Source organism: Bradyrhizobium sp. CCBAU 53421 (genome assembly GCF_015291625.1).
Classification (GTDB): domain Bacteria; phylum Pseudomonadota; class Alphaproteobacteria; order Rhizobiales; family Xanthobacteraceae; genus Bradyrhizobium.
The window spans coordinates 2,483,679-2,505,561 of record NZ_CP030047.1 but is presented as its reverse complement, the minus strand read 5'-3'; the positions used below and the strand labels follow the sequence as shown (position 1 = coordinate 2,505,561).

The window sequence follows — 21,883 nt, the reverse complement described above, 5'->3', positions numbered from 1 at the left end:
ATGCTCGGTGGATGCGCGGCGGCGCCGGGTGCGCCGCAAGACGAGAACAGCCAGCAGGAGACGTCCCGTGAAATGCTATGAGTTGCAAGGCCCCGGCGGCGTCGACGCGCTTGCGCTGGTCGACAAGCCGGTTCCGCAGGCCGGCCCCGGCGAAGTCCTGGTGCGGCTGAAGGCGGCGACGCTGAACTATCGCGACCTGCTGACGGTCAAGGGCGGTTACGGCTCGCGCCAGAAATTTCCGCTGGTGCCGGTCTCCGACGGCGCCGGTGTGGTCGAGGCGGTCGGCGCCGGGGTCAGGAGTTTCGCACCCGGCGATCGCGTGATCGGCAGCTTCTTCGAAAGCTGGCTCGGCGGCGAGCCGAGCGAGGCGCGGATGCGCGCAGCACTCGGCGGCAGCGTCGACGGCGTGCTGACCGAGTACCGCGTATTCCCGGCGCACGCGCTGGTGCACACGCCGGACCATCTCAGCGACGTCGAGGCCGCGGCGCTGCCATGCGCGGGGCTGACGGCATGGAGCGCGGTGGTCAAGCTCGGCGACATCAAGCCGGGACAGACCGTGCTGACCCAGGGCACCGGCGGCGTCTCGCTGTTCGCGCTGCAATTCGCCAAGATGTGCGGCGCCCGCGTCATCGCGACCTCCTCCAGCGACGCCAAGATCGCGCGGCTGAAAGAGCTCGGCGCCGATATGACGCTGAACTACAAGACCACGCCCGACTGGGGCAAGAAGGCGCGCGAGCTGACCGGGCGCGGCGTCGATCTCGTCGTCGAGGTCGGCGGCGTCGGCACGCTGAACGAGTCGATCCGCGCGACGAAGATCGGCGGCACCATCGCCTTCATCGGCGTGCTCGCCGGTCCCGCCTCGTCCGACAGCAGGCTGCCGCTGATGGTGATGCAGCAGCAGCGGCTGCAGGGCGTCACCGTCGGCTCGATCGAGGACCTGCAGGCGCTGTGCGACGGCATCAGCATGCACGGCGTCAAGCCCGTGATCGACAAGGTGTTCGCGTTCGACCAGGCCAAGGACGCATTCGCCCACATGGCGAGCGGCGCGCATTTCGGCAAGATCGCCATCTCGATCGGCTGACTTGCACAGCATCAAGGCCTAGCGCCCCGTGAACTGCGCCTTGCGCTTCTCGACGAAGGCCTGGCGGCCTTCCTTCGCGTCGGCGCTTTCGCGGATCACCTGCTGCAGTTCGATCTCGCGGCGGAACTGATCGGCGTAGCTGGCGTGCTCGCTCTCCTCGAGCAGCTGCCGTGTCGCGACCAGCGCGCGCGTCGGGCCATCGGCGAGGCGGCCGGCGAGCACTTTCGCCTCGTCGAGCAGCTCGGCGTCGTCGACCACGTCGCGCACCAATCCCCACTCCTTGGCCCGCTCGGCCGACAGCGGCTCGTTCAGCAGCATCAGCTCGAGCGCGCGCTGGCGGCCGACCAGGCGCGGCAAGAGCCAGGTCGAGCCGAGGTCGGGCACAAGGCCGATCCGGCTGAACACCTGGATGAAGCTCGCCGAGCGCGCGGCCAGGATGATGTCGCCGGACATCGCAAGGCTGAAGCCGCCGCCGGCCGCGACGCCGTTGACCGCGACCACCACCGGCATCCGGCATTCGCGCAAGGCCTGCATCGCCGGCCAGTAATGCTTCATCACGCCGGTGTAGATATTGTCGCCGAGCGAGTTGAACGCCTTGAGATTCTGCCCGGAGCAGAAGCCGCGCCCCTCCCCGGTCAGGATCAGCGCGCGGATGCCGGGTTCGATGCCCATCTCGCCGATGGCGCGTGCGAGATCGCCGAGCAGTTCCGGCGTCATGGCGTTCAGGCTGGCGGGATCGTTCAGCGTCAGAATGCCGATCTTGCCGTCCCGTTCGCGCTTCACACTGCTCATTTTCCGCTCCCTGAAATTGGTTCTTGTTGTTGCACTGACAGTGCCATGCTTGGCATGCTACGCCAACGTGACCCACCCGCAACAAGAACAGCGAAAGCAACGCCATGTCCGACCAGTTCTCCAACTCGCAAGTGATCCGCAAGCCGGCCGTCAGCGCCAAGGGCGGCATCGTCGCCGCGCAATCGCGCAAGGCAGCCGAAGTCGGCGCGGAGGTATTGGCAGCGGGCGGCGATTGCGTCGATGCCGTGATTGCAACCACCTTTGCCCTTGGCGTGCTGGAGCCGTGGATGAGCGGCGCCGGCGGCGGCGGCGCAATGGTGCTGTACCGCGCCAAGGAGAACCGCGTCGAGGTGATCGACTACGGCATGCGCGCGCCCGACGGCCTGCGCCTGGAGGATTATCCGCTGACCGGCGGCGCGGCCTCCGACCTGTTCCCCTGGGCACGGGTCAAGGACGACCGCAACCTGCACGGTCCCGGCTCGATCGCGGTGCCCGGTGTCGTCGCCGGCATGGAGGAGGCGCATCGCCGCCACGCAAAAATGCCGTGGAAGGAGTTGCTGGCGCCGAGCGTCAAGCTCGCCGGCGAGGGCCTGCTGGTCGATTGGTGGACCACCGACATGATCGCAAGCTCGGCCGCCGATCTGCGGCGCTATCCCGCCAGCGCCGCGGCGTATCTGCTGGACGGCCTGCCGCCGAATGCGCAATGGGGCATCCGGTCGGAGGTCCGCATGCCGCAGGACAGGCTGCAGGCGACGATGGCGCAGCTTGCCACGGCGGGTCCGCGCGATTTCTACGAGGGCGACCTGGCGCGCAGCATCGCCGACGATATCCAGGCCGCCGGCGGCGCGCTGTCGGTGCGCGATCTCGCCTCGTTCCGCGCCCATCTGCGCGAGCCGCTCAAAATTCCCTATCGCGGCGGCACGGTCTACGCGACGCCGGAACTGACCGCGGGTCCGACCATGGCGCGCACGCTCGGCCTTTTGCAGAAGGCGTTGGCGCCCGCGCAAGGCGGCCCGGATGCTGTGACCTACGCGGCCTATGCCGAGGCGCTGCAAGCCGCCTATCGCGAACGGCTCAAGGACATGGGCGATGTCGACGGCCGCCGCGCGCTCGGCGCCGAGGCGATCGCGCCATCCTGCACCACGCATTTCTCCGCGGTCGACCGCGACGGCAACATGGCCGCGGTGACGCAGACGCTGCTGTCGACCTTCGGCTCCAAATTCGTGACGCCGAACACGGGCCTCACCATGAACAACGGCATCATGTGGTTCGATCCGACGCAAGGCAATCCGAACTCGCTCGCGCCCGGCAAGCGCTGCCTGACCAACTACACGCCGGTGGTGGCCGAGGCGGCCGACGGCCGCCGTCTTGCCGCCGGCGCATCCGGCGGCCGCCGCATCCTGCCCGCGGTGTCGCAGCTGCTCTCCTTCGTGATGGATTTCGGCATGGATCTCGACGCCGCGATCCACCAGCCGCGCATCGACGCCAGCGAAGGCGCTGTGGTGATCGGCGATGTCCGCCTGCCCCAGGCAGCGCGCGACGCGCTGCGCGGCCGCTTCGACTATGAGGAGGCGCGCATCCAGACCCAGCCGAAGAAGTTCGCCTGCCCCAGCATCGTGCTGCGCGACGGCACGACCAACAGCGGCGCCAGCGAGCCATTTCATCCGTGGAGCGACGCGGTCGCGGAGGGGTGACGGCGCGGACAGTGCATCACCGCCGTCGTCCCGTCCTTCGGCGGGACGACGAGGATGGTTCTCGATTCAACCAGTCCAACAGCTTGTTCGGTGTCATCACCCGCGAAAGCGGGTGATCCAGTATTCCAGAGACAGGGTTGCCTGAACGGAGGGGCCGCGGCGTACTGGATCGCCCGGTCGAGCCGGGCGATGACAGTTGAGGACGGGACGTAACTTCGCATTCTCGCGACGTGAATCGCCCGTCGATCGCGTTCAATCGGCAACACGCTACCGACGTGGCGCGAATCCGCCGCCGGGATATAATGAAGACGCTTGTTCAACGACGACTTGGAGCACCGCAGAATGATCACCTGTTACGTGCGTTACGAGGTCAGACTGGGCAAGCTCGCCGAGTTCGAAGCCTATGCTGCAATGTGGCTTGATCTGCTGCCGCGGTTTGGCGGTATCCATCACGGCTACTTCTTGCCGTCCGAGGGCGCGAGCGACGTCGCGCTGGCGATGTTCAGCTTTCCCAGCCTTGCCGCCTACGAGCAATACCGGAAGGATTCCGCCGCCGATCCCGACGTTCAGAAGGCGATAGCCTTCGCGAAGGAGACCGGCTGCTTCACCCGCTATGATCGCTCGTTCTTCAGACCGTTGTTTCCGAAGACGGCTTGACACGCGATAGCAATGCGCCGTTTTCCCCTCGCATTGTCCGCTCTGCTGTTGCTCAGCCTCTCTGCTGCACAGGCAGCCGGGCTGCGGGCCTTCGACGTTCCCGCCGGCCCTGACGGGCCTGCGATCCGGGGGGTGGTATGGAGCCCCTGCGCTGAGACGCCGCACGCGATCGACGGCCGCGGCGGCAGAACGTTCTTTGGCGTGAGCGACTGCCCGATCGTGGGCGCAAAACTTCCCCTCATCGTGATCTCGCACGGACGGCGAGGATGGCTCGGCGGGCATCACGACACCGCCGCTGCGCTGGCGGATGCCGGCTTCATGGTGCTGACGTTCAACCATCCGACCGACACCGAACGCGACACCAGCGGCACCGACAGCCTTGCCGTCACGGTCGAGCGGCCCGCCGACATCAAGCGCGCGATCGACTACGCGCTGCAAGGCTGGCGCGATGCCGCCCACATCGACGCAGGACGCATCGGTCTCTATGGCTTCTCCTGGGGCGGATACACCGGCCTTGCGGCAATTGGCGGCGAGCCCGATCTGCGCAAGAGCCTGCCGAACTGCCAGACATCGAGCTTGCGGGCCTGTAAGGAGCTCGAAGGCGGAGAAAAGCCGAGCGGACCGGTCGTCCACGATCCGCGGATCAAGGCCGCGATCATCGTCGATCCCTTTCCCGTGCTGTTCTTTGCGGCCGAGAACCTGAAAGCGGTGACGATCCCGATTCAATTGTGGAGCTCGGACCCCGCGCAGAACGGCGACGGTCTCTCCGGGTGCTGTGCCGCCGCCATCAACGACAGGCTTCCGTCAAAACCGGAATTTCACCTGGTGGCAGATGCGAAGCACTTCTCCTTCCTCGCAACCTGCACGCCGGAGGAGACCGCGAAGATGGCCACCATCTGCACCGACGCACCGGGCTTCGACCGCGTCACGTTTCATCAGCGCTTCCACGCCGCGGCCATCGCGTTCTTCAAGACGCATCTTGGCGAGGCCGGGACGCGATAGCTACACCCCGAGCTTGTCCCTGACCCGCCCGGTCAGCACTGCCGTGGTGACGCCGACGCGCCAGAAGGCGTGCATCGGGATCGGCTTGATGCCGGTCACGGGCATGTCGATCTCGGCCTTGGCACCGCCGATCAGGCGGCGCGCGAGTTGCGCGCCCATCGCGGTCGAAAGCGCGACGCCGCGGCCGTTGCAGCCGAGCGAGATCAGCAAATTCTCCGCGGGCGCGTGGACGTGCGGATAGTGATCGGCGGTGATGGCAAGACGGCTGTTCCAGCCGTGGGTCCAGCTGACGCCCTTGAGCTGCGGCCACAGCCGCTCGGCGTAACGGATCAGATAGGCGACGTCGGTCGGCTTGCTGATCCAGCGCATTGGGCCACGGCCGCCCATCAGCAGCCGGTTGTGCTGGTCGATGCGGTAATAGACCGTGATATGGCCGCTCTCATAGAGCACCGGACGGCTCGGCATGATGGCGCGCGCAACCTCGTCGGACAGCGGCGCGGTGGCCGCGATCGACGAGAACACCGGCACGATGGTGCGACGGAGCGCCGGCCAGAGATCGTCCGTGAAGCCATTGGTCGCGAGCAGCACCTTGTCGGCATGCACGACCGCGCGCGGGGTCTCGATCCGCCAGCGGCCACCATCACGGCGGAGCGACAGCGCCGGCGTCTCGCCATGGACGGCAACGCCGGCCCCGATCGCGGCACGCGCCAGGCCGCGCGCGTAACTCAGCGGATGCAGATCGCCGCCGCGCGCATCCAGCATCGCGCAGAGGTAGCGGTCGCTGCCGGTCATCGCGCGCATCTCGGCGGCGTCGAGCAGTTTGACCGGCATGCCGCGCCGGATGCACTGCTGTGCCGTGGTCTCGATCGCGGCGGCACTGGCTTCGTTGTAGGCGGCACGCAGCGTGCCGTTCTGCCGGGCCTCGCACGGAATCTGGTAGCGGCGGATCAGATCATGCGTGAAGTTGGTGGTGCCGTAGGAGAAGTCGATCATGCGGCGGCCGAGATCGGCGCCGAAATCCTGTTCGATTTGATCGGGGTCGTGCTTCAGCCCGGGATTGGTCTGCCCGCCATTGTTGCCGGAGGCGCCCCAGCCCGGCTCCTGCGCCTCGAGCACGGTCGCGAGCACGCCCTGCTCTGCAAGATGCAGCGCGGTCGACAGGCCGGTGAAGCCGCCGCCGATGATCGCGACCGGTACGCTCTTGTCGGTCGTGAGCGGCGGTGTTGGCGTCGCTTCCACCGCAGTGTCGGCATAGAGGCTCGGCGGCAGCGGCAGGCGCGAGGTTGGGGTCATGACTGGAACTCGCGTTTCACCTCTCCCCATCGGGGAGAGGTCGCGCCGAAGGCGCGGGTGAGGGGTTCAGGTCCCACGAGAGAGCGTAACCCCTCACCCGGATTGCATCTGACGATGCAATCCGACCTCTCCCACAAGGGGAGAGGTGGAACCGTCGATGCGGTAACGACTCGACCGGATGACATCATTTTTTGATCACAGCGGATGCAGCACGCGGCGCAGGAAATCCTGGGTGCGCGGATGCTGCGGTTGGTTGAGGACGGATTTGGCGGCGCCCTGCTCGACGATGACGCCGCCGTCGATGAACAGCACGCGGTCGGCGACGTCGCGGGCAAAGCCCATCTCGTGGGTGACGACCACCATGGTCATGCCGTCATCGGCGAGCTTGCGCATCACCGACAGCACCTCGCCGACCAGTTCGGGATCGAGCGCGGAGGTCGGCTCGTCGAACAGGATCGCCTTCGGCTGCATCGCCAGCGCCCGTGCGATCGCGACGCGCTGCTGCTGGCCGCCGGAGAGCTTTGGCGGATGCACCTCGGCCTTGTCGGCAAGGCCGACCTGCGCGAGCAGCGCACGGCCACGGGCGATCGCCTGCTCGCGCGGCTCCTTCTTCACGTAAAGCGGCCCCTCGATGACGTTCTCGAGCGCGGTGCGATGCGGAAACAGGTTGAAGCGCTGGAACACCATCGAGACCTGGGTGCGGATCGCCACGATCGAGCGGTCGCCCTGATCGACGCGCGCGCCTTCGACGCTGATCTCGCCGCGATCGTAGCTCTCGAGCCCGTTGATGCAGCGCAGGATAGTCGACTTGCCGGAGCCGGACGGGCCGATGATGCAGACCACCTCGCTCTTGGCGACCGAGGCGGTGATGCCCTTCAGCACCTCGACCTTGCCAAAACTCTTGTGGACGTCGTTGAGCTCGATCATTTGCGGTTCGCCTTGTTCTCGAAGTGCCGAACCAGCAGGATGAGCGGGATGCTCATGGTGAGGTACATCAGCGCCACCAGGGTGAACACGCTGGTGTTCTTGAAGGTCGAGGAGGCGATCAGCTTGCCTTGCAATGCGAGTTCAGCCACCGTGATGGTAGAGGCCTGCGAGGAATCCTTCAGCATCATGATCATGATGTTGCCGTAGGGCGGCAGGATGATCCTGACCGCCTGCGGCAGCACCACGCGGCGCATGGTGAGCCACCAGCCCATCCCGATGGTCTGCGCCGCCTCGATCTGCCCCTTGTCGATCGCCTCGATACCGGCGCGGAAATTCTCCGCCTGATAGGCCGAATAGGCGATGCCGAGCCCGATGATCGCGGCCTGCAACGCCGACAGCGCGATGCCGAAATCCGGCATCACGAAATAGATGTAGAACAGCAGCACGATGATCGGGATGCCCCGGATGACGTTGATCAGCGCGGCGCTGAAGCCTGTCAGGATGCGAATCCCGGACACCCGCATCAAGGCCCACGCGAGCCCAAGCACGGTCGACAGCAACAGCGAGCCGACAGTGACGACGATGGTCAGCCAGACACCCTGCAACAGGATCGGCACGAACTCGACGGCGTCATGGAAGAATTTTTGCATCGGCTAGAGATATCCAGTCCCTTCACATGCTCGAATATCATTTCCGTCACCCTGAGGAGCGCGTAGCGCGTCTCGAAGGGTCGACGGCCACCAGCCGGGCCGTGCATCCTTCGAGACGCGGCGAAGACGCCGCTCCTCAGGATGACGGGTCACCTGAATTCCGCCGAAGCACCGACCTTCACGACCCGCCGGCCTTCTGGCCCCATTTCTCCAGGATCTTCGCGATCGTGCCGTTGGCCTTCAGCTTCGCCAGCGAAGCGTTGATCTTTCCCAGCAATTCAGTGTCGCTCTTGCGGACGCCGATCGCGACCGTGCCGACGGTGACGGGCTTGTAGCCGTCGACCAGCCGCACGTCGGCGAAATTGCCCTGCTGCAGATTGTAGGCGAGGATCGGATAGTCGGCGAAGCCGGCCTTGAGGCGGCCGGCGTTCACGTCGCGCAGGATGTCGGGAATGGTGTCGTAGACCTTGACCTCGCTGAACAGCCCGGTCTTCTTCAGCGCATCGACGAAGGCGGTGCCGACCTGGGCGCCGACCACGGTGCCCTTCAGATCTTCCTGCGAAGCATAGGCCTTGGTGTCGGACTTCGGCACCACCAAACCTTCACCATAGGTGTAGACCGGCTCGGAGAAGTCGATCACCTCCTTGCGCGCCGCGGTGGCGAACATCGCGGCCGCGATGATGTCGATCTTGTTCGCGGTCAGCGAGGGGATCAGCGCCGAGAACTGCATCGGCTCGATCTGCACGGTGAAGCCGGCGTCCTTGCCGATCTCGGTGGCGAGATCGACCATGATGCCCTGGATCGAATTGGTCTTGGTGTCGAGGAAGGTGAAGGGGATGCCGGTCGGCGTCGAGCCGACCTTGAGCACCTGCTGCGCGCCCGACGGCGCGCTTACGGCAAGGGCAAGCGCCGCCACCGCGGCCTGAACGAGACGCTGAAAGGACATCGCACCACCTCCCAAACTGGCGCCGGTGCCGCCTCGCCCGCTGTGTCGGCGCTTTTGGTTGCGGACGACGCCGTTCCGGCCTATTTTCACCAATATGAAATTGTGGTCACGAAACCGCGGCCAATGCAAGCGGTTTTCATGCACATGAAGGAAGCGGACTGACGTGAGCGGCGGCAGGAGAATGCGCAAGAGCGCGGCAGCGAAGCCCGTGACGGCCCGCCGCGCGGCCAAAAAGCCCGTCAAGAAGCCGGCCGAGCCCGCGATGGATCTCGCGGTCGGACGCCGCATCCGGGACCTGCGCCGCACCAAGGAGATGTCGCTGGAGACGGTTGCCGCGCGCAGCGAACTTTCGATCGGCTTCATCAGCCAGATCGAGCGCGGCCTGTCCTCGCCCTCGCTGCGCGTGCTGGCAACGCTCGCCGACGTGCTCGGCGTCGGCATCGCCGCGCTGTTCGGCGCGACGCCACGGGATGACAACACCAATGGTGTTGTCACCCGGGAGGTGCAGCGCGCCGAGCTGAAGCTGTGGCGCACCGGAATTTCGAAGCAGTTGCTCAGCCCCGCGGGCAGCGAGAGCCGGCTCAATCTGTTCCTGGTGCATCTCGAGCCCGGCGGCAACACCGGCGACGAGTTCTATACCCATGACGGCGAGGAGGCCGGCCTCGTGCTGTCAGGCGAGATGACGCTGACGGTCGACACCGAGACCTGGACGCTGAAGCAGGGTGACAGTTTTCGCTTCGCCAGCCGCAGGCCGCATCGGTTCTCCAACCCGGCGCGCGATGCCAACGCCGTGGTGCTGTGGGTGAACTGCGTGACGGCGGCGGGGTGAGGCTCGCTCTCTCCCCTCGTCGTCCCGGCGAAAGCCGGGACCCATTACCACAGGGTTGTGTTGCTGGAGAAAGCTGTGGCCCCAGCGCCGCGCCGCAACTTGCATTCGTGGTTATGGGTCCCGGCTTTCGCCGGGACGACATCGTGGATAATTCTCGCGGAACGTCCGCTAACTTACCAACCCCATCACCACTTCCTCGATCTTGATCGGGAAATTCCGCACCCGGATGCCGGTGGCATGGAAGACGGCGTTGGCGACGGCGCCGGCGCTGCCGGTGATGCCGATCTCGCCGACGCCCTTGATGCCGAGCGGATTGACGTGCGGATCGTGCTCGTCGACCGTGATGACATCCATCGGCGGCACGTCGGCATTCACGGGCACATGATACTCGGCGAGGTTCGCATTGAGGATGCGCCCCGACCGCTTGTCCATCACCGCCTCCTCGTGCAGCGCGAAGGAGAGGCCCCAGATCATGCCGCCACGCAGCTGGCTCTCGACCAGCAACGGATTGATGATGCGGCCCGCAGCGAACGCGCCGACCAGCCGCGTGGCGCGGATCTGGCCGAGCTCCGGATCGACCTTGACCTCGGCAAACACCGCACCATGCGCATGCATCGCATATTGCGACTGCGCCGCCGCGTCGGCCGCGCCGCTGCCGGTGGCGTCGACCTCGGCGAGGCCGGCGCGCGCCAGGATGTCGGCATAGCTTTCGCTGCGCGAATCGTCGTCGCGGCGATAGAGCCGCCCGGCCCGCGCCACCACGCCGGCATTGCCGGCGCCGAACAACGGCGAACGCTCATCCGAGGTCGCGAGCTCGGCGAGCTTTGCGATCACCGCGGCACCGGCATTGTGGATCGCGGCGCCGACAGTTGCAGTATGCCCCGAGCCGCCGGCGATGCCGGCATCGGGCAAATCGGAGCTACCGGAGCGGAACGTCAGCTGATCGAAGTCGAGCCCGAGCGAGTCGGCCGAGATCTGCGCCAGCGCGGTCCAGGCGCCCTGCCCCATGTCGTGCGCGCCGGTCTCCATCACGCCCTTGCCATCGGCGCGGATCACCGCGCGCGCATTGCCCTGGAACATGATGGCCGGGAACGTCGCAGTACCCATGCCCCAGCCGACTAGAAACCCGTTCTCGTCGCGCATCTGCCTTGGCTGCAGCGGACGGGCCGCCCAGCCGAAGCGTTCGGCGGCTTTGGCATAGCACTGCCGCAGCGCCTTGGAGGAAAACGGCTTGCCGGTGGTCGGCTCGACCTCGGCGTAGTTCTTCAGCCGAAACTCCAGCGGATCGATGCCGCAGGCGAACGCCGCCTCGTCGATCGCGCTTTCCAGCACGATCGATCCGGTGGCCTCGCCCGGCGCGCGCATGAACAGCGGCGTGCCGGTGTCGACGCGCACCGCTTGATGCGCGGTGCGGATCGCGGGGCTGGCATAGAGCGTGTGCGAGGCGTCGGCCGCGGGCTCGTAGAAATCGTCGAAGCTCGACGTCGTGACGCGCGCCTCGTGATTGATCACGGTCAACGCTCCGGCATCGTCGGTGCCGATCCGGATGCGCTGGCGGGTCGGCGGACGATGGCCGACCGGGCCATACATCTGGCTGCGGCGCAGCACCAGCTTGACCGGACGGCCGATCAGCCTGGCGGCCATGATGCCGAGCACCTGCGGTCCGGAGATCAACCCCTTGGAGCCGAAGCCGCCGCCGAGGAACGGGCTGTTGATGTGGATGTTCGCCGGCGGAATGCCGAACAGCCCGGCGATGCGCATCTGTGCGAATCCCATGCCCTGGCTCGGCGTGTCGATGAACAGGCGGTCGCCGTCCCACACCGCGACGATCGCATGCGGCTCCATCGCGTTGTGATATTGCGCCGGCGTCTCGTAGGTCGAATCCGTCAGCTTCGCAGCCGCAGCCGTGCCGGCGTCGATATCGCCGTGGCGAACCTCGGCGGGATTGCCGATGCCGACCACCGGCGGCGCATAGGCCTCGCCGGCGTCGAGACCGACGCGCGCGATCTCGACCTGGTAGCGCGGCGACAGCAGCGCCGCGCCCTCGGTCGCGGCCTCCAGCGTCTCGGCGATCACGACCGCGATCGCCTGGTTGGCGTAGCGCACCTCGTCGCTCTGCAATAGCTCCATGCGGAAGGCGAACGGGTTGCCCTTGGCGTCGGGGTCTTCGGCAAGTTCGGGCTTGTGCGCCGGCGTCATCACGTCGATCACGCCGGGATGGCGCTTCGCAGCGGCGACATCGAGCGCGGTGACGCGGCCGCGCGCGATGCAACTGGTCGCGATCACGGCATAGACCATGCCGGGCGGATGATTGTCGGCGGCATAGCGCGCCCTGCCGGTGACCTTCAGCACGCCGTCGGTGCGGGTCATCGACTGGCCGATATTCGAGCCATGCCGGATATGGGCGGGGTCGCGGGTCAGACTGAGTTCAACCGTCATGCGTTATGCTCCTGCGACGGAGGAGAAGGGAGAGCCGGGCAGCGCGGCGATGCGATCCGGCGTGCCTGCGGCGGCAAGGGTGAGCGCGCGCACGACGATGCGCTGCGCGAGCTCGATCTTGAAGGCGTTGTCGCCGGACGGCTTTGCGTCGGCGAGCGCGGCGCGTGCCGCCTCGCGATAGACCGTCGCATCCGGCGCGGCGCCGGCGAGCACCTGCTCGGCCTCGCGCGAACGCCACGGCTTTGCCGCGACGCCGCCGAGCGCGAGCCGCGCCTCGCGGATCCTGCCCTCCTCGATGCGCAAGGCCGCGGCGGCCGAGACCACGGCGAAGGCATAGGAGGTGCGCTCGCGGACCTTGATGTAGCGCGCATGCTTGGCGAAGCCTTTTGCGGCGGCCGGCAGCCGCAGCGCGACGATCAGGTCGCCGCGCTCCAGCGCGGTCTCCCGCTCCGGCGTCTCACCGGGCAGGCGATGCAGCGCCTCGAGCGGCAGTTCGTGCCGCCCGCTTTTGCCCTCGATCTCGACGACCGCATCGAGCGCGACCAGCGGCACGCAGAAATCCGACGGATGGGTCGCGATGCAGCCCTCGCTCCAGCCCAGCACCGCGTGCAGGCGGTTCTCGCCCTTTAGCGCATCGCAGCCGGCGCCCGGCCAGCGCCGGTTGCAGGCGCTGCCGGCGTCGTAGAAATAGGCGCAGCGGGTCCGCTGCATCAGATTGCCGCCCACCGTCGCGGCGTTGCGCAGCTGGGCGGATGCGCCCGACAGCAGCGCCTCGGCGACCGCCGGATAGCTGCGCGCGAACTCGGCGTCATGCGCGAGATCGGCGTTGCGCACCAGCGCGCCGATGCGCAAGCTGCCGTCGGCGAGACGCTCGATGCGATCGAGCCCGGGCAGCCGCGTGACGTCGACGAGACGGCTCGGCCGGCTGACGCCGCCCTTCATCAGGTCGAGCAGATTGGTGCCGGAGGCGAGATAGCTCGCGCCCTTCTCGGATGCCGCCGCGATCGCGTCCGCGACATTGGCCGGCCTGACGTAATCGAAGTTCATCATGCGGAGCGCCTCTGCTTGCTGGCGGTCATGTTGCTTTGTGCCTCGAGCACGGCTTCGGTGATCCCCTGATAGGCGCCGCAGCGGCACAGGTTGCCGCTCATGCATTCGCGCACCCGCTCGGGGTCGTCGCCGGCCTGCCCCTCCTGGATCAGGCCGATGCCGCTCATGATCTGGCCCGGGGTGCAGAAGCCGCACTGGAAGCCGTCATGGGCGATGAAGGCGGCCTGCACAGGATGCAGCTCGCCGCCGCGCCCGACGCCTTCGATGGTGGTGATCTCGGCGCCGTCATGACTGACGGCGAGCGCGAGACAGGAATTGATGCGGCGGCCGTCGACCAGGATGGTGCAGGCGCCGCACTGGCCGCGGTCGCATCCCTTCTTGGTTCCGGTGAGGTCGAGCCGCTCGCGCAGCAGGTCGAGCAGGGTAACGCGGGGGTCGTCGAGAGCAATTTCCCGGCGGACGCCGTTGATGGTGAGACTGAGTGGGAGATTCATGCAAGGCGCTCCGATCCGTGTATGGTCGGGTTGAATCGAGGCAACGCGAACCCGTGGCCGCCGATGCATGATCGGCGCGCCTTGTCAGGCCCGGTGCTGGTCGCCATATACGGAGGCATCCTCCGTTTACAAGGGAGGGTGAAAAGAAAAAGCAATGAGCGGGTCCTCACCAGAAATTGTCCGCAAGCCGCGCGCCGACGCCGTGCGCAACCGCGAGCGCGTGCTGGAGGCGGCCAAGGCCGTGTTCTCGGCCGGCGGCAGCGAGGCGAGCCTGGAGGCGGTCGCACGCCGTGCCGGCGTCGGCATCGGCACGCTGTATCGCCACTTCCCGACCCGCGAGGCGCTGTATGAGGCCGTCTATCGCCGCGAGGTCGAGCAGCTCGGCGATCTCGCCGAGCAGCTGGTGAACGCGCCGGAACCGGTCGAGGCGCTGCGGCGCTGGCTGCGCGCCAATGTGCAATTCGTCGCGACCAAGAAGGGCATGGTCGCAGCGCTCGCGCTGGTGGCGGCCGGCTCGAGCGAATTGCACGCCTATTCGTTCGATCGCCTGACCAAGGCGATCGGCACCCTGCTCGCCCGCGCCGTCGCGGCCGGCGCCATCCGCGACGACATCAGCGCCGAGGACGTGCTGCGCGCGCTGATCGGCATGTGCTACATGCACGACCAGCCGGGCTGGCAGACCACGGCGCTCAGGCTGCTCGATGTGTTCGTGGACGGCTTGCGGGTGCAGCCTGCGGCCAAGGCGGCACCGGCGCAGCCTGCGAAGAAAGCAGGGCGAAAGGCGCCACGCCAAGCATAGCTTTAGCGGAGCAGCCGAAAGAAACGTCCGGCAAATGTGCCAAAGTGCACAGACGAACCGACTGGCTTTCGGCAAGATCGCAGCATTGCGAAATCCAAGCTCATATTTGCTCTAGTTCATAGTTGCGATCCAGCCCGGCCATCGTGCCGGGCTTTTCGTTGATCCAACGCTGGTGCGACGAAAAGCCCCGTTCGAAGCGGGGCCCCTCGCGATCATCGCGGGTTGGTCCGCGTTCCGCTGTTGTTGCCGGGCAGGTTCGATGTCCCGGTCCCGGTCGCGGAATTGTTGTTCGGGTCGGACCAGTAATTCGGCGTCGCGGTGCCCGGGTTGTTCATGTTGCCGGTGGTGCTGCCGGTCGGATTGCTCAGTCCCGGCCCCTGCCCCATTCCGCTGGTGCCGCTGGTGCCCTGAGCGCCGGTGCCGGTTCCTGTGCCCGAACTTCCGGTCCCCGCGCCCGCGCTCGCGCCGCCGGCCGATCCACCGCCTGCTCCTTGAGCGAAGGCGAGTGGCGCCGACAGCATCATCGCCGCAGCCAACCCGATCGTTGCCAGTTTCTTCATGTGAAATCCTTTCCTGGTTCGAACCGGAGCAACGTGTTCCGCGAGCTGGGCGTTCCAAGGCTGCAGGGCCACCTCGCGCGAACGCGAGGAACACGGCGCCCTCTGTCCTGTTGAGCCGATAGCCTTCCCGGAGATGCCTGATGAAGACACTTCAGATGCAGCATGAACTGACGGCCGAACTCGAAAGACGGTCCGGGGTCACGGGCCTGAAGCTGATCCGCCTCAAGGGCTACACGCCAAGCTGGGATCTCGGCGGCACGCGCGAGACCGCCCTGGATGAGGCCAAGGAGAGACAACTTCGCGACACCGTGACGGCGATGCAGGACGAGTTCGACATCGCCTAGGGCCGTTGCGAACGCAACCTGCACCGGGGAAATCGAATCGCCGGTGAAAGATCATGACCCTCGCCTCTCGCAGGGCGAACCAGCCGCCGCAGATATATCGTAATAAGACATACTTCGCGACGACGACGCGTTTTGGGCGCGCGGATTCCGGCAATTGAACGAAGGTCGAATGGGCGATCCGCCGTTTCCATTCGCGCGCCGTCCTCAACAGTGATTATGCTGGCAAAAAACAGGTAGACGCGAACTCCGCGATCTGCCGATCGGCCATGGCGAGGAAACCGCGCGTTCGCGCTCGAGCTTTTCGAGGACGACTCCCGGCATTCGGGAAAAGATGCGCCTGCCGTTCATTTGGATTGCAGAAATGAACGAGAGCATCTCATCTCCGTTTATCCGCTACCCTATTGGCACCTCGCTGCTGATGGCCGGCATTCTGTTCGTCGGCATGGTCGCCTATCCGCTGCTGCCGGTCGCGCCCCTGCCGCAGGTCGACTTTCCGACCATCCAGATCTCGGCAAACCTGCCCGGCGCCAGCCCGGAAACCATGGCGTCCTCGGTGGCGCAGCCGCTGGAGCGGCAATTCGCGCAGATTCCCGGCATCGCCCAGATGACCTCGACGAGCTCGCTCGGCTCGACCGCGGTCACCATCCAGTTCGATCTGAACCGCAACATCGACGGCGCCGCCAACGACATCCAGGCCGCGATCAATGCCGCAGGCGGCCAATTGCCCAAGAACCTGCCGACGCCGCCGACCTATCGCAAGGTCAACCCGGCGGACTCGCCGATCCTGCTGTTGTCGGCGACCTCGGACACCCTGCCGCTGATCAAGGTGAGCGATGCGGTCGATGCCCAGCTAGGGCAGCAGATCAGCCAGATTTCCGGCGTCGCGCAGGTGTTCATCGGCGGACAGCAGAAGCCGGCGATCCGCGTGCAGATCGATCCCGCCAAACTGGTCGCCAAGGGGCTGTCGCTGGAGGATATCCGCGGCCAGATCGCCATCACGACGGTCGACAGTCCGAAGGGCAACATCGACGGCACGACGCGCGCCTACACGATTTACGCCAACGATCAGCTGGTGGAGGCCAAGGCGTGGAATGACGTGATCGTCGCCTACCGCAACGGCGGCCCGTTGCGGATCCGCGACATCGGCCAGGCCGTCGCCGGGCCGGAAGACATGAAGCAGGCCGCCTGGGCGGACGGCAAGCGCGGCGTATTCCTCGTCATCTTCAAGCAACCCGGCGCCAACGTCATCGGCACGGTCGACCGGATCAAGGCGCAGCTTCCAAGGCTGATTGCCGCCATCCCGCCCGCCATCAAGATCAAGATCATCAGCGACCGGACCTTGACGATCCGCGCCGCCGTCGAGGACGTGCAGATCACGCTGCTGATCACCATCGTGCTGGTCGTCATGGTGATCTTCGTGTTCCTGCGCAGCTTCTGGGCCACGGTGATTCCCGCCGTCACCGTGCCGCTCGCGCTGCTCGGCGCCTGCGCGCTGATGTGGGTGTTCGGCTATACGCTCGACAATCTTTCGCTGATGGCGCTGACGATCGCGGTCGGCTTCGTGGTCGACGACGCCATCGTCATGCTGGAGAACATCACGCGATATGTCGAGCAGGGCGAACGGCCGCTGGCCGCGGCGCTGCGGGGCGCCGGCGAGATCGGATTCACGATCCTGTCGATCAGCGTTTCGCTGGTCGCGGTGCTGATCCCGCTGCTGCTGATGGGAGGCGTCATCGGCCGGCTGTTCCGCGAGTTCGCGGTGACGCTCGCGATGGCGATCTTCGTCTCGCTGGTGGTGTCGCTGTCGCTGACGCCGATGATGGCATCGCGCTTCCTGCGCCCGCATGGCGAAACCAGGCACGGCCGGCTCTACCAATGGAGCGAAGCGGCATTCGACCGGATGCTGCACGGCTATGAGCGCGGCCTCGATCTGGCGCTGGGCTGGAGCCGGACCACGCTGTGCATCTTCTTCGCGACGGTGGCCCTGTCGGTCTATCTGTTCGTGATCATTCCCAAGGGATTCTTCCCGCAGCAGGACAACGGCTTCCTGAACGCCGTGTCGGAGATGGCCCAGGACATCTCGTTTTCCGACATGAAGCAGCATCAGGAAGAACTCAGCCGGATCGTCCGGGCCGATCCCGCGGTCGACAGCATGGCCGAGTTCATCGGCGGCGGCGGCACCGCGCTGAATTCCGGCCGCATGTACATCACGCTGAAGCCGCGCGAGGAGCGCGACGCGAGCGCCGAGCAGATCATCGCGCGGCTGCGGCCGAAGCTCGAGGCGGTCGAGGGAGCCCGGCTCTACATGCAGGCCTCGCAGGACGTCAGGCTCGGCGGCCGCGCCACGCGCACGCAATTCGAATACACCCTGCAGGACGCGAACCTCGCCGAGCTGAACGAGTGGGCGCCGAAAATCCTGACCAAAATGAAAACGCTGCCCCAATTGCGCGACGTCGCCACCGACCAGCAGACCGAGGGAACGACGCTGACGATGACCATCGATCGCGACACCGCCTCGCGCTTCGGCATCCAGCCGCAACTGATCGACGACACGCTGTACGACGCGTTCGGCCAGCGCCAGGTGACCCAGTACTTCACCCAGCTCAACAGCTATCATGTCATCATCGAGATCCTTCCCGAATTGCAGGGCAAGCTCGACACGCTCAACAAGCTCTACATCAAGTCGCCGACGACGGGCGACGAGGTGCCGATCTCGGTGTTCTGCAAGTGGACGACGGTTCCGGTGCGTCCGCTCGCGATCGCCCACCAGGGGCAGTTTCCCGCGACCACGATCAGCTTCAACCTCGCGCAAGGGGTGGCGCTCGGCCAGGCCACCGATGCCATCCAGGACGCCGTCGCCAATCTGGGCGCTCCGGCCACCCTCAGCTCGAGCTTCCAGGGCACCGCGCAGGCCTTCCAGCAATCACTGAGCTCGGTGCCGCTGCTGATCCTGGCCGCGCTGGTCGTGGTCTATCTGATCCTCGGCATGCTCTATGAAAGCTACATCCATCCGCTCACGATCCTGTCCACGCTGCCGTCGGCCGGGGTCGGTGCGCTGGCGATCCTGATGGCATTCGGATTCGATTTCAGCCTGATCGCGCTGATCGGCATCATCCTCCTGATCGGGATCGTGAAGAAGAACGGCATCATGATGGTCGACTTCGCGATCGCCGCCGAGCGCGAGGAGCATCTGTCGCCGCGTGAATCGATCCGGAAAGCGGCGCTCTTGCGTTTCCGCCCGATCATGATGACGACGATGGCGGCCTTGCTCGGCGGCGTGCCGCTGATGCTCGGCACCGGGACGGGGTCGGAAATCCGCCAGCCGCTCGGCTATGCGATGGTCGGCGGCCTGATCGTGAGCCAGGCGCTGACGCTGTTCACGACGCCGGTCGTGTATCTCTATCTCGACCGGCTGTCGAACGCGCTGTCGAGCTGGACGGCGACGAAGCGCGACGACGATGCCGAGCCGATCGTGAACAGGAACGCCGCCGAATAGCGATTTGCCGCGACGATGAAGCTTAACCGAACCTGTGATCGTAGCGGGTGATCGACAGCTCCTTGGTCTCGATCTCGGGCTTCTTGCCGGAGAGCATGTCGGCCAGCACCCGGCCGGAGCCGCAGGCCATGGTCCAGCCGAGCGTGCCGTGGCCGGTGTTGAGATGCAGATTGGCAAAGCGCGTCGCGCCGATCACCGGCGGGCCGTCCGGCGTCATCGGGCGCAGGCCGCACCAGAAGGTGGCCTTCGGAAGATCGCCGCCGCGCGGAAACAGATCGGTCAGCGAATGGTCCAGCGTCGCGCGCCGCGCGGCGTAGAGCTTGGTCGAATAGCCCGAGATCTCGGCAGTACCGCCAACCCGGATGCGATCGCCGAGCCGGGTGATCGCGACCTTGTAGCTCTCGTCCATCACGGTGGATTCCGGCGCGCCGGAGGCATCCTTGATCGGCACCGTGATCGAATAGCCCTTCACGGGATAGACCGGCAGCGAGATGCCGAGCGGCCGCACCAGGTGCGGCGAGTAGCTGCCGAGCGCGAGCACGTAGGCGTCGGCGGTCATCAGGCCGGCGCTGGTCGCAACGCCGGTGATCCGGGTGGCGTCTGCGTTCAATCCATCGATGCCGACGCTGAAATTGAAGCGCACGCCGAGCTTCTCGGCTTCTAGCGCTAACGCCTGCGTGAACATGTGGCAGTCGCCGGTCTCGTCATGCGGCAGCCGCAGGCCGCCGGCGAATTTCTGCTTCACGCCGGCGAGCGCGGGCTCGGCGGCGATGCAGCCCTCGCGATCCAGCACCTCGAACGGCACGCCATATTGCTTCAGCACCGCGATGTCGTCGCCGGTGCCATCGAGCTGCGATTGATAACGGAACAGCTGCAACGTGCCGCGTGCGCGCTCGTCATAGCGGATGCCGATCTCGCTGCGCAGCGCCTGCAGGCAGTCGCGGCTATATTCCGCGATCGGGATCATCCGGCTCTTGTTCACCGCGTAGCGCGCCGTGGTGCAGTTGCGCAGCATCTTCAAGAGCCAGAGCCACATCACGGGATCGAGCTTGGGGCGGATCACCAGCGGGCCGTGCTTCATCAACAGCCACTTCACCGCCTTGACCGGCACGCCGGGCCCGGCCCACGGCGATGAATAGCCGGGCGACACTTCACCGGCATTGGCAAAGGAGGTTTCGAGCGCCGGTTTCGGCTGACGATCGATCACCGTCACCTCGTGGCCGGCGCGCGCAAGGTAATAGGCCGAAGTGACGCCGATCACGCCACTGCCGAGAACAAGGACCTTCACTTTTCCTCACATCCTGCAGCGAAAACGCAATCGCCGCTGCGAAACCACTCTGCTTCGCAACGGCGACAGCAATTTGTAAAGCTAGCTAAAGTTTAGCTAGCAATTATCAGGCCACCCGCTTGATGGCGTCGCCGAGGATCGAGACGATGTCGTCGATGTGCGACTTCTCGACGATCAAAGGCGGCGACAGCGCGAGCGAGTCGCCGCTCATGCGGAAGTAGAGACCGCGATTGAAGCAATCGACCATGACGTCGTAGCCGCGTACGCCGACGACGCCGTCACGCGGCGCGAGCTCGACCGCGCCCATCAGGCCCTGGTTGCGGATGTCGACGACGTTGGGCAGCCCCTTCAGCGAATGCAGGCCATCGCGCCAGTAGTCGGAGAGCGAGGCGCCGCGGGTCAACAGACCCTCGTCCTTGTAGATGTCGAGCGTGGCAAGGCCGGCCGCGCAGGCCACCGGATGCGCCGAATAGGTGTAGCCGTGGAACAGCTCCATGGCGTTATCAGGGCCGACCATCAGCCCGTCATGGACCTGGCGGCTGGCGAACACCGCGCCGCACGGCACGGTGCCGTTGGTGATGCCCTTGGCGGTCGTCATCATGTCCGGCGTCACGCCGTAGAAGTTGGCGGCGAACGGGGTGCCGAGGCGGCCGAAGCCGGTGATGACCTCGTCGAAGATCAAGAGGATGCCGTGCTTGGTGCAGAGCTCGCGCAGCCGCTGCAGATAGCCCTTCGGCGCCGGCAGCACCGCGGTCGAACCGGGCACCGGCTCGACGATCACCGCCGCGATGGTGTCCGCGCCGTGCAGCGCCACCATCCGCTCGACGTCGTCGGCGAGCTCGGCGCCGTGATCCGGCTGGTCCTTGGCGAAGGCGTTGCGGGCGAGATCATGGGTATGGCGGATGTGGTCGACGCCCGGCAGATGGGTCGCGAACTGGCGGCGGTTGGCGACCATGCCGCCGACCGACATGCCGCCGAAGCCGACGCCGTGATAGCCGCGCTCGCGGCCGATCAGGCGGGTGCGGGTCGGCTGGCCTGCGGCGCGGTGATAGGCCAGTGCGATCTTCAGCGCGGTGTCGACCGACTCAGAGCCCGAATTGGTGAAGAATATCCGATCGAGCCCCTTCGGGGCGATCTCGGCGAGGCGCTCGGCGAAATCGAACGCCAGCGGGTGGCCCATGTTGAAGGACGGCGCGAAGTCCAGTGTGGAGAGCTGGCGCTCGACCGCGGCCGCGATCTGCGGGCGGCCGTGGCCGGCGTTGACGCACCAGAGACCGGCGGAGCCGTCGATCACCTGCCGGCCGTCGACCGAGGTGTAGTACATGCCCTTGGCGGAGGAGAACAGCCGCGGCGCCTTCTTGAACTGCCGGTTGGCCGTGAAGGGCATCCAGAACGAATCGGTTTTGATGGTGTTCGGAATCTGATGAACGGTCACGGCGGCGCTCCATTGCTGACTGAGCCTACTCGGACCACTCTTCCCGGCACTCAACAAGTCCTTTTCTGTCGCACCGCAAGCCATTGATCTTGTTGGGGCGGTCTGCC

General features: G+C 66.3%; 19 protein-coding genes. 8 read left to right on the top strand and 11 right to left on the bottom strand.

The genetic code is table 11. From position 1 onward, the window contains the following. Positions 1–67: 67 nt before the first annotated feature. Entirely contained in the window at positions 68–1,081 is a 1,014-nt protein-coding gene (locus XH92_RS11855) for an NAD(P)-dependent alcohol dehydrogenase (RefSeq protein WP_194459370.1), read from the top strand. 18 nt (positions 1,082–1,099) lie between these two features. Here the strand turns inward: XH92_RS11855 and XH92_RS11850 are convergent, their stop codons facing one another. Continuing rightward, the gene (locus XH92_RS11850) at positions 1,100–1,873 is read right to left on the bottom strand and encodes an enoyl-CoA hydratase-related protein (RefSeq protein ID WP_194459369.1); all 774 of its coding nucleotides are present in this window, start codon (positions 1,871–1,873) and stop codon (positions 1,100–1,102) included. A 104-nt stretch (positions 1,874–1,977) separates the two neighbouring features. Between XH92_RS11850 and XH92_RS11845 the strand changes: the two genes are divergently transcribed. From XH92_RS11845 to XH92_RS11835, 3 genes are all read left to right on the top strand, one after another. Further along, positions 1,978–3,567 carry a gamma-glutamyltransferase gene (locus tag XH92_RS11845; protein ID WP_194459368.1) on the top strand — a complete coding sequence of 530 codons (1,590 nt, stop codon included), beginning with the start codon at positions 1,978–1,980 and terminating at the stop codon, positions 3,565–3,567. Positions 3,568–3,909: 342 nt separating this feature from the next. Then, on the top strand, positions 3,910–4,224 hold the full coding sequence (locus XH92_RS11840; protein ID WP_194459367.1) for an NIPSNAP family protein: 315 nt from the start codon (positions 3,910–3,912) through the stop codon (positions 4,222–4,224). Between the two features lie 12 nt (positions 4,225–4,236). Beyond that, complete coding sequence (locus tag XH92_RS11835) at positions 4,237–5,226, top strand: dienelactone hydrolase family protein (RefSeq protein ID WP_194459366.1); 990 nt, start codon at positions 4,237–4,239, stop codon at positions 5,224–5,226. Here XH92_RS11835 and XH92_RS11830 read toward each other — a convergent pair whose 3' ends face one another. From XH92_RS11830 to XH92_RS11815, 4 genes are all read right to left on the bottom strand, one after another. Then, on the bottom strand, positions 5,227–6,519 hold the full coding sequence (locus XH92_RS11830) for an FAD-binding oxidoreductase (RefSeq protein ID WP_194459365.1): 1,293 nt from the start codon (positions 6,517–6,519) through the stop codon (positions 5,227–5,229). Positions 6,520–6,714: 195 nt separating this feature from the next. Then, positions 6,715–7,446 (bottom strand): amino acid ABC transporter ATP-binding protein, encoded by a 732-nt coding sequence (locus tag XH92_RS11825; protein ID WP_194459364.1) that lies wholly within the window; start codon positions 7,444–7,446, stop codon positions 6,715–6,717. Beyond that, a complete protein-coding gene (locus XH92_RS11820) occupies positions 7,443–8,096 on the bottom strand; it encodes an amino acid ABC transporter permease (protein ID WP_194459363.1) in 654 nt (217 codons plus the stop codon). The genes XH92_RS11825 and XH92_RS11820 overlap by 4 nt, the downstream gene beginning before the upstream one ends. A gap of 178 nt (positions 8,097–8,274) precedes the next feature. Beyond that, entirely contained in the window at positions 8,275–9,042 is a 768-nt protein-coding gene (locus XH92_RS11815) for an ABC transporter substrate-binding protein (protein WP_194459362.1), read from the bottom strand. Between the two features lie 181 nt (positions 9,043–9,223). On the opposite strand from XH92_RS11815, the gene XH92_RS11810 reads away from it, so the two are divergent. After that, positions 9,224–9,871 (top strand): cupin domain-containing protein, encoded by a 648-nt coding sequence (locus XH92_RS11810; protein ID WP_246788376.1) that lies wholly within the window; start codon positions 9,224–9,226, stop codon positions 9,869–9,871. Positions 9,872–10,039: 168 nt separating this feature from the next. On the opposite strand, the gene XH92_RS11805 is transcribed toward XH92_RS11810, so the two are convergent. From XH92_RS11805 to XH92_RS11795, 3 genes are read right to left on the bottom strand one after another with little or no spacing between them, the layout of a single operon-like run. After that, on the bottom strand, positions 10,040–12,310 hold the full coding sequence (locus XH92_RS11805) for a xanthine dehydrogenase family protein molybdopterin-binding subunit (RefSeq protein ID WP_194459360.1): 2,271 nt from the start codon (positions 12,308–12,310) through the stop codon (positions 10,040–10,042). A 3-nt stretch (positions 12,311–12,313) separates the two neighbouring features. Beyond that, positions 12,314–13,360, bottom strand: a complete 1,047-nt coding sequence (locus tag XH92_RS11800; protein WP_194459359.1) for a xanthine dehydrogenase family protein subunit M — start codon at positions 13,358–13,360, stop codon at positions 12,314–12,316. Next, positions 13,357–13,854 carry a (2Fe-2S)-binding protein gene (locus XH92_RS11795; protein WP_194459358.1) on the bottom strand — a complete coding sequence of 166 codons (498 nt, stop codon included), beginning with the start codon at positions 13,852–13,854 and terminating at the stop codon, positions 13,357–13,359. Before XH92_RS11795 ends, XH92_RS11800 begins: the two co-directional genes overlap by 4 nt. 154 nt (positions 13,855–14,008) lie before the next feature. Here XH92_RS11795 and XH92_RS11790 point away from each other — a divergent pair, with 154 nt between their 5' ends. Next, on the top strand, positions 14,009–14,653 hold the full coding sequence (locus tag XH92_RS11790) for a TetR/AcrR family transcriptional regulator (protein ID WP_194459357.1): 645 nt from the start codon (positions 14,009–14,011) through the stop codon (positions 14,651–14,653). A gap of 212 nt (positions 14,654–14,865) precedes the next feature. On the opposite strand, the gene XH92_RS11785 is transcribed toward XH92_RS11790, so the two are convergent. Next, positions 14,866–15,213, bottom strand: coding sequence for a hypothetical protein (locus XH92_RS11785; RefSeq protein ID WP_194459356.1), 348 nt, complete (start codon positions 15,211–15,213; stop codon positions 14,866–14,868). A gap of 140 nt (positions 15,214–15,353) precedes the next feature. Between XH92_RS11785 and XH92_RS11780 the strand changes: the two genes are divergently transcribed. Further along, a complete protein-coding gene (locus tag XH92_RS11780; protein WP_194459355.1) occupies positions 15,354–15,557 on the top strand; it encodes a hypothetical protein in 204 nt (67 codons plus the stop codon). Between the two features lie 361 nt (positions 15,558–15,918). Then, positions 15,919–19,053, top strand: coding sequence for an efflux RND transporter permease subunit (locus XH92_RS11775; protein ID WP_194459354.1), 3,135 nt, complete (start codon positions 15,919–15,921; stop codon positions 19,051–19,053). 22 nt (positions 19,054–19,075) lie between these two features. On the opposite strand, the gene XH92_RS11770 is transcribed toward XH92_RS11775, so the two are convergent. Both XH92_RS11770 and XH92_RS11765 read right to left on the bottom strand, forming a co-directional pair. After that, a complete protein-coding gene (locus tag XH92_RS11770) occupies positions 19,076–20,341 on the bottom strand; it encodes a D-amino acid dehydrogenase (protein ID WP_194459353.1) in 1,266 nt (421 codons plus the stop codon). Between the two features lie 106 nt (positions 20,342–20,447). Then, a complete protein-coding gene (locus XH92_RS11765) occupies positions 20,448–21,776 on the bottom strand; it encodes an aspartate aminotransferase family protein (RefSeq protein ID WP_194459352.1) in 1,329 nt (442 codons plus the stop codon). Positions 21,777–21,883 lie beyond the last annotated feature (107 nt).

Coding starts and splice junctions, on each gene's coding strand:
- XH92_RS11850 (WP_194459369.1), bottom strand. CDS start 1,873: ATGAGCAGTGTGAAGCGCGAACGGGACGGCAAGATCGGCATTCTGACG.
- XH92_RS11845 (WP_194459368.1), top strand. CDS start 1,978: ATGTCCGACCAGTTCTCCAACTCGCAAGTGATCCGCAAGCCGGCCGTC.
- XH92_RS11840 (WP_194459367.1), top strand. CDS start 3,910: ATGATCACCTGTTACGTGCGTTACGAGGTCAGACTGGGCAAGCTCGCC.
- XH92_RS11835 (WP_194459366.1), top strand. CDS start 4,237: ATGCGCCGTTTTCCCCTCGCATTGTCCGCTCTGCTGTTGCTCAGCCTC.
- XH92_RS11830 (WP_194459365.1), bottom strand. CDS start 6,519: ATGACCCCAACCTCGCGCCTGCCGCTGCCGCCGAGCCTCTATGCCGAC.
- XH92_RS11825 (WP_194459364.1), bottom strand. CDS start 7,446: ATGATCGAGCTCAACGACGTCCACAAGAGTTTTGGCAAGGTCGAGGTG.
- XH92_RS11820 (WP_194459363.1), bottom strand. CDS start 8,096: ATGCAAAAATTCTTCCATGACGCCGTCGAGTTCGTGCCGATCCTGTTG.
- XH92_RS11815 (WP_194459362.1), bottom strand. CDS start 9,042: ATGTCCTTTCAGCGTCTCGTTCAGGCCGCGGTGGCGGCGCTTGCCCTT.
- XH92_RS11810 (WP_246788376.1), top strand. CDS start 9,224: ATGCGCAAGAGCGCGGCAGCGAAGCCCGTGACGGCCCGCCGCGCGGCC.
- XH92_RS11805 (WP_194459360.1), bottom strand. CDS start 12,310: ATGACGGTTGAACTCAGTCTGACCCGCGACCCCGCCCATATCCGGCAT.
- XH92_RS11800 (WP_194459359.1), bottom strand. CDS start 13,360: ATGATGAACTTCGATTACGTCAGGCCGGCCAATGTCGCGGACGCGATC.
- XH92_RS11795 (WP_194459358.1), bottom strand. CDS start 13,854: ATGAATCTCCCACTCAGTCTCACCATCAACGGCGTCCGCCGGGAAATT.
- XH92_RS11790 (WP_194459357.1), top strand. CDS start 14,009: ATGAGCGGGTCCTCACCAGAAATTGTCCGCAAGCCGCGCGCCGACGCC.
- XH92_RS11785 (WP_194459356.1), bottom strand. CDS start 15,213: ATGAAGAAACTGGCAACGATCGGGTTGGCTGCGGCGATGATGCTGTCG.
- XH92_RS11780 (WP_194459355.1), top strand. CDS start 15,354: ATGAAGACACTTCAGATGCAGCATGAACTGACGGCCGAACTCGAAAGA.
- XH92_RS11775 (WP_194459354.1), top strand. CDS start 15,919: ATGAACGAGAGCATCTCATCTCCGTTTATCCGCTACCCTATTGGCACC.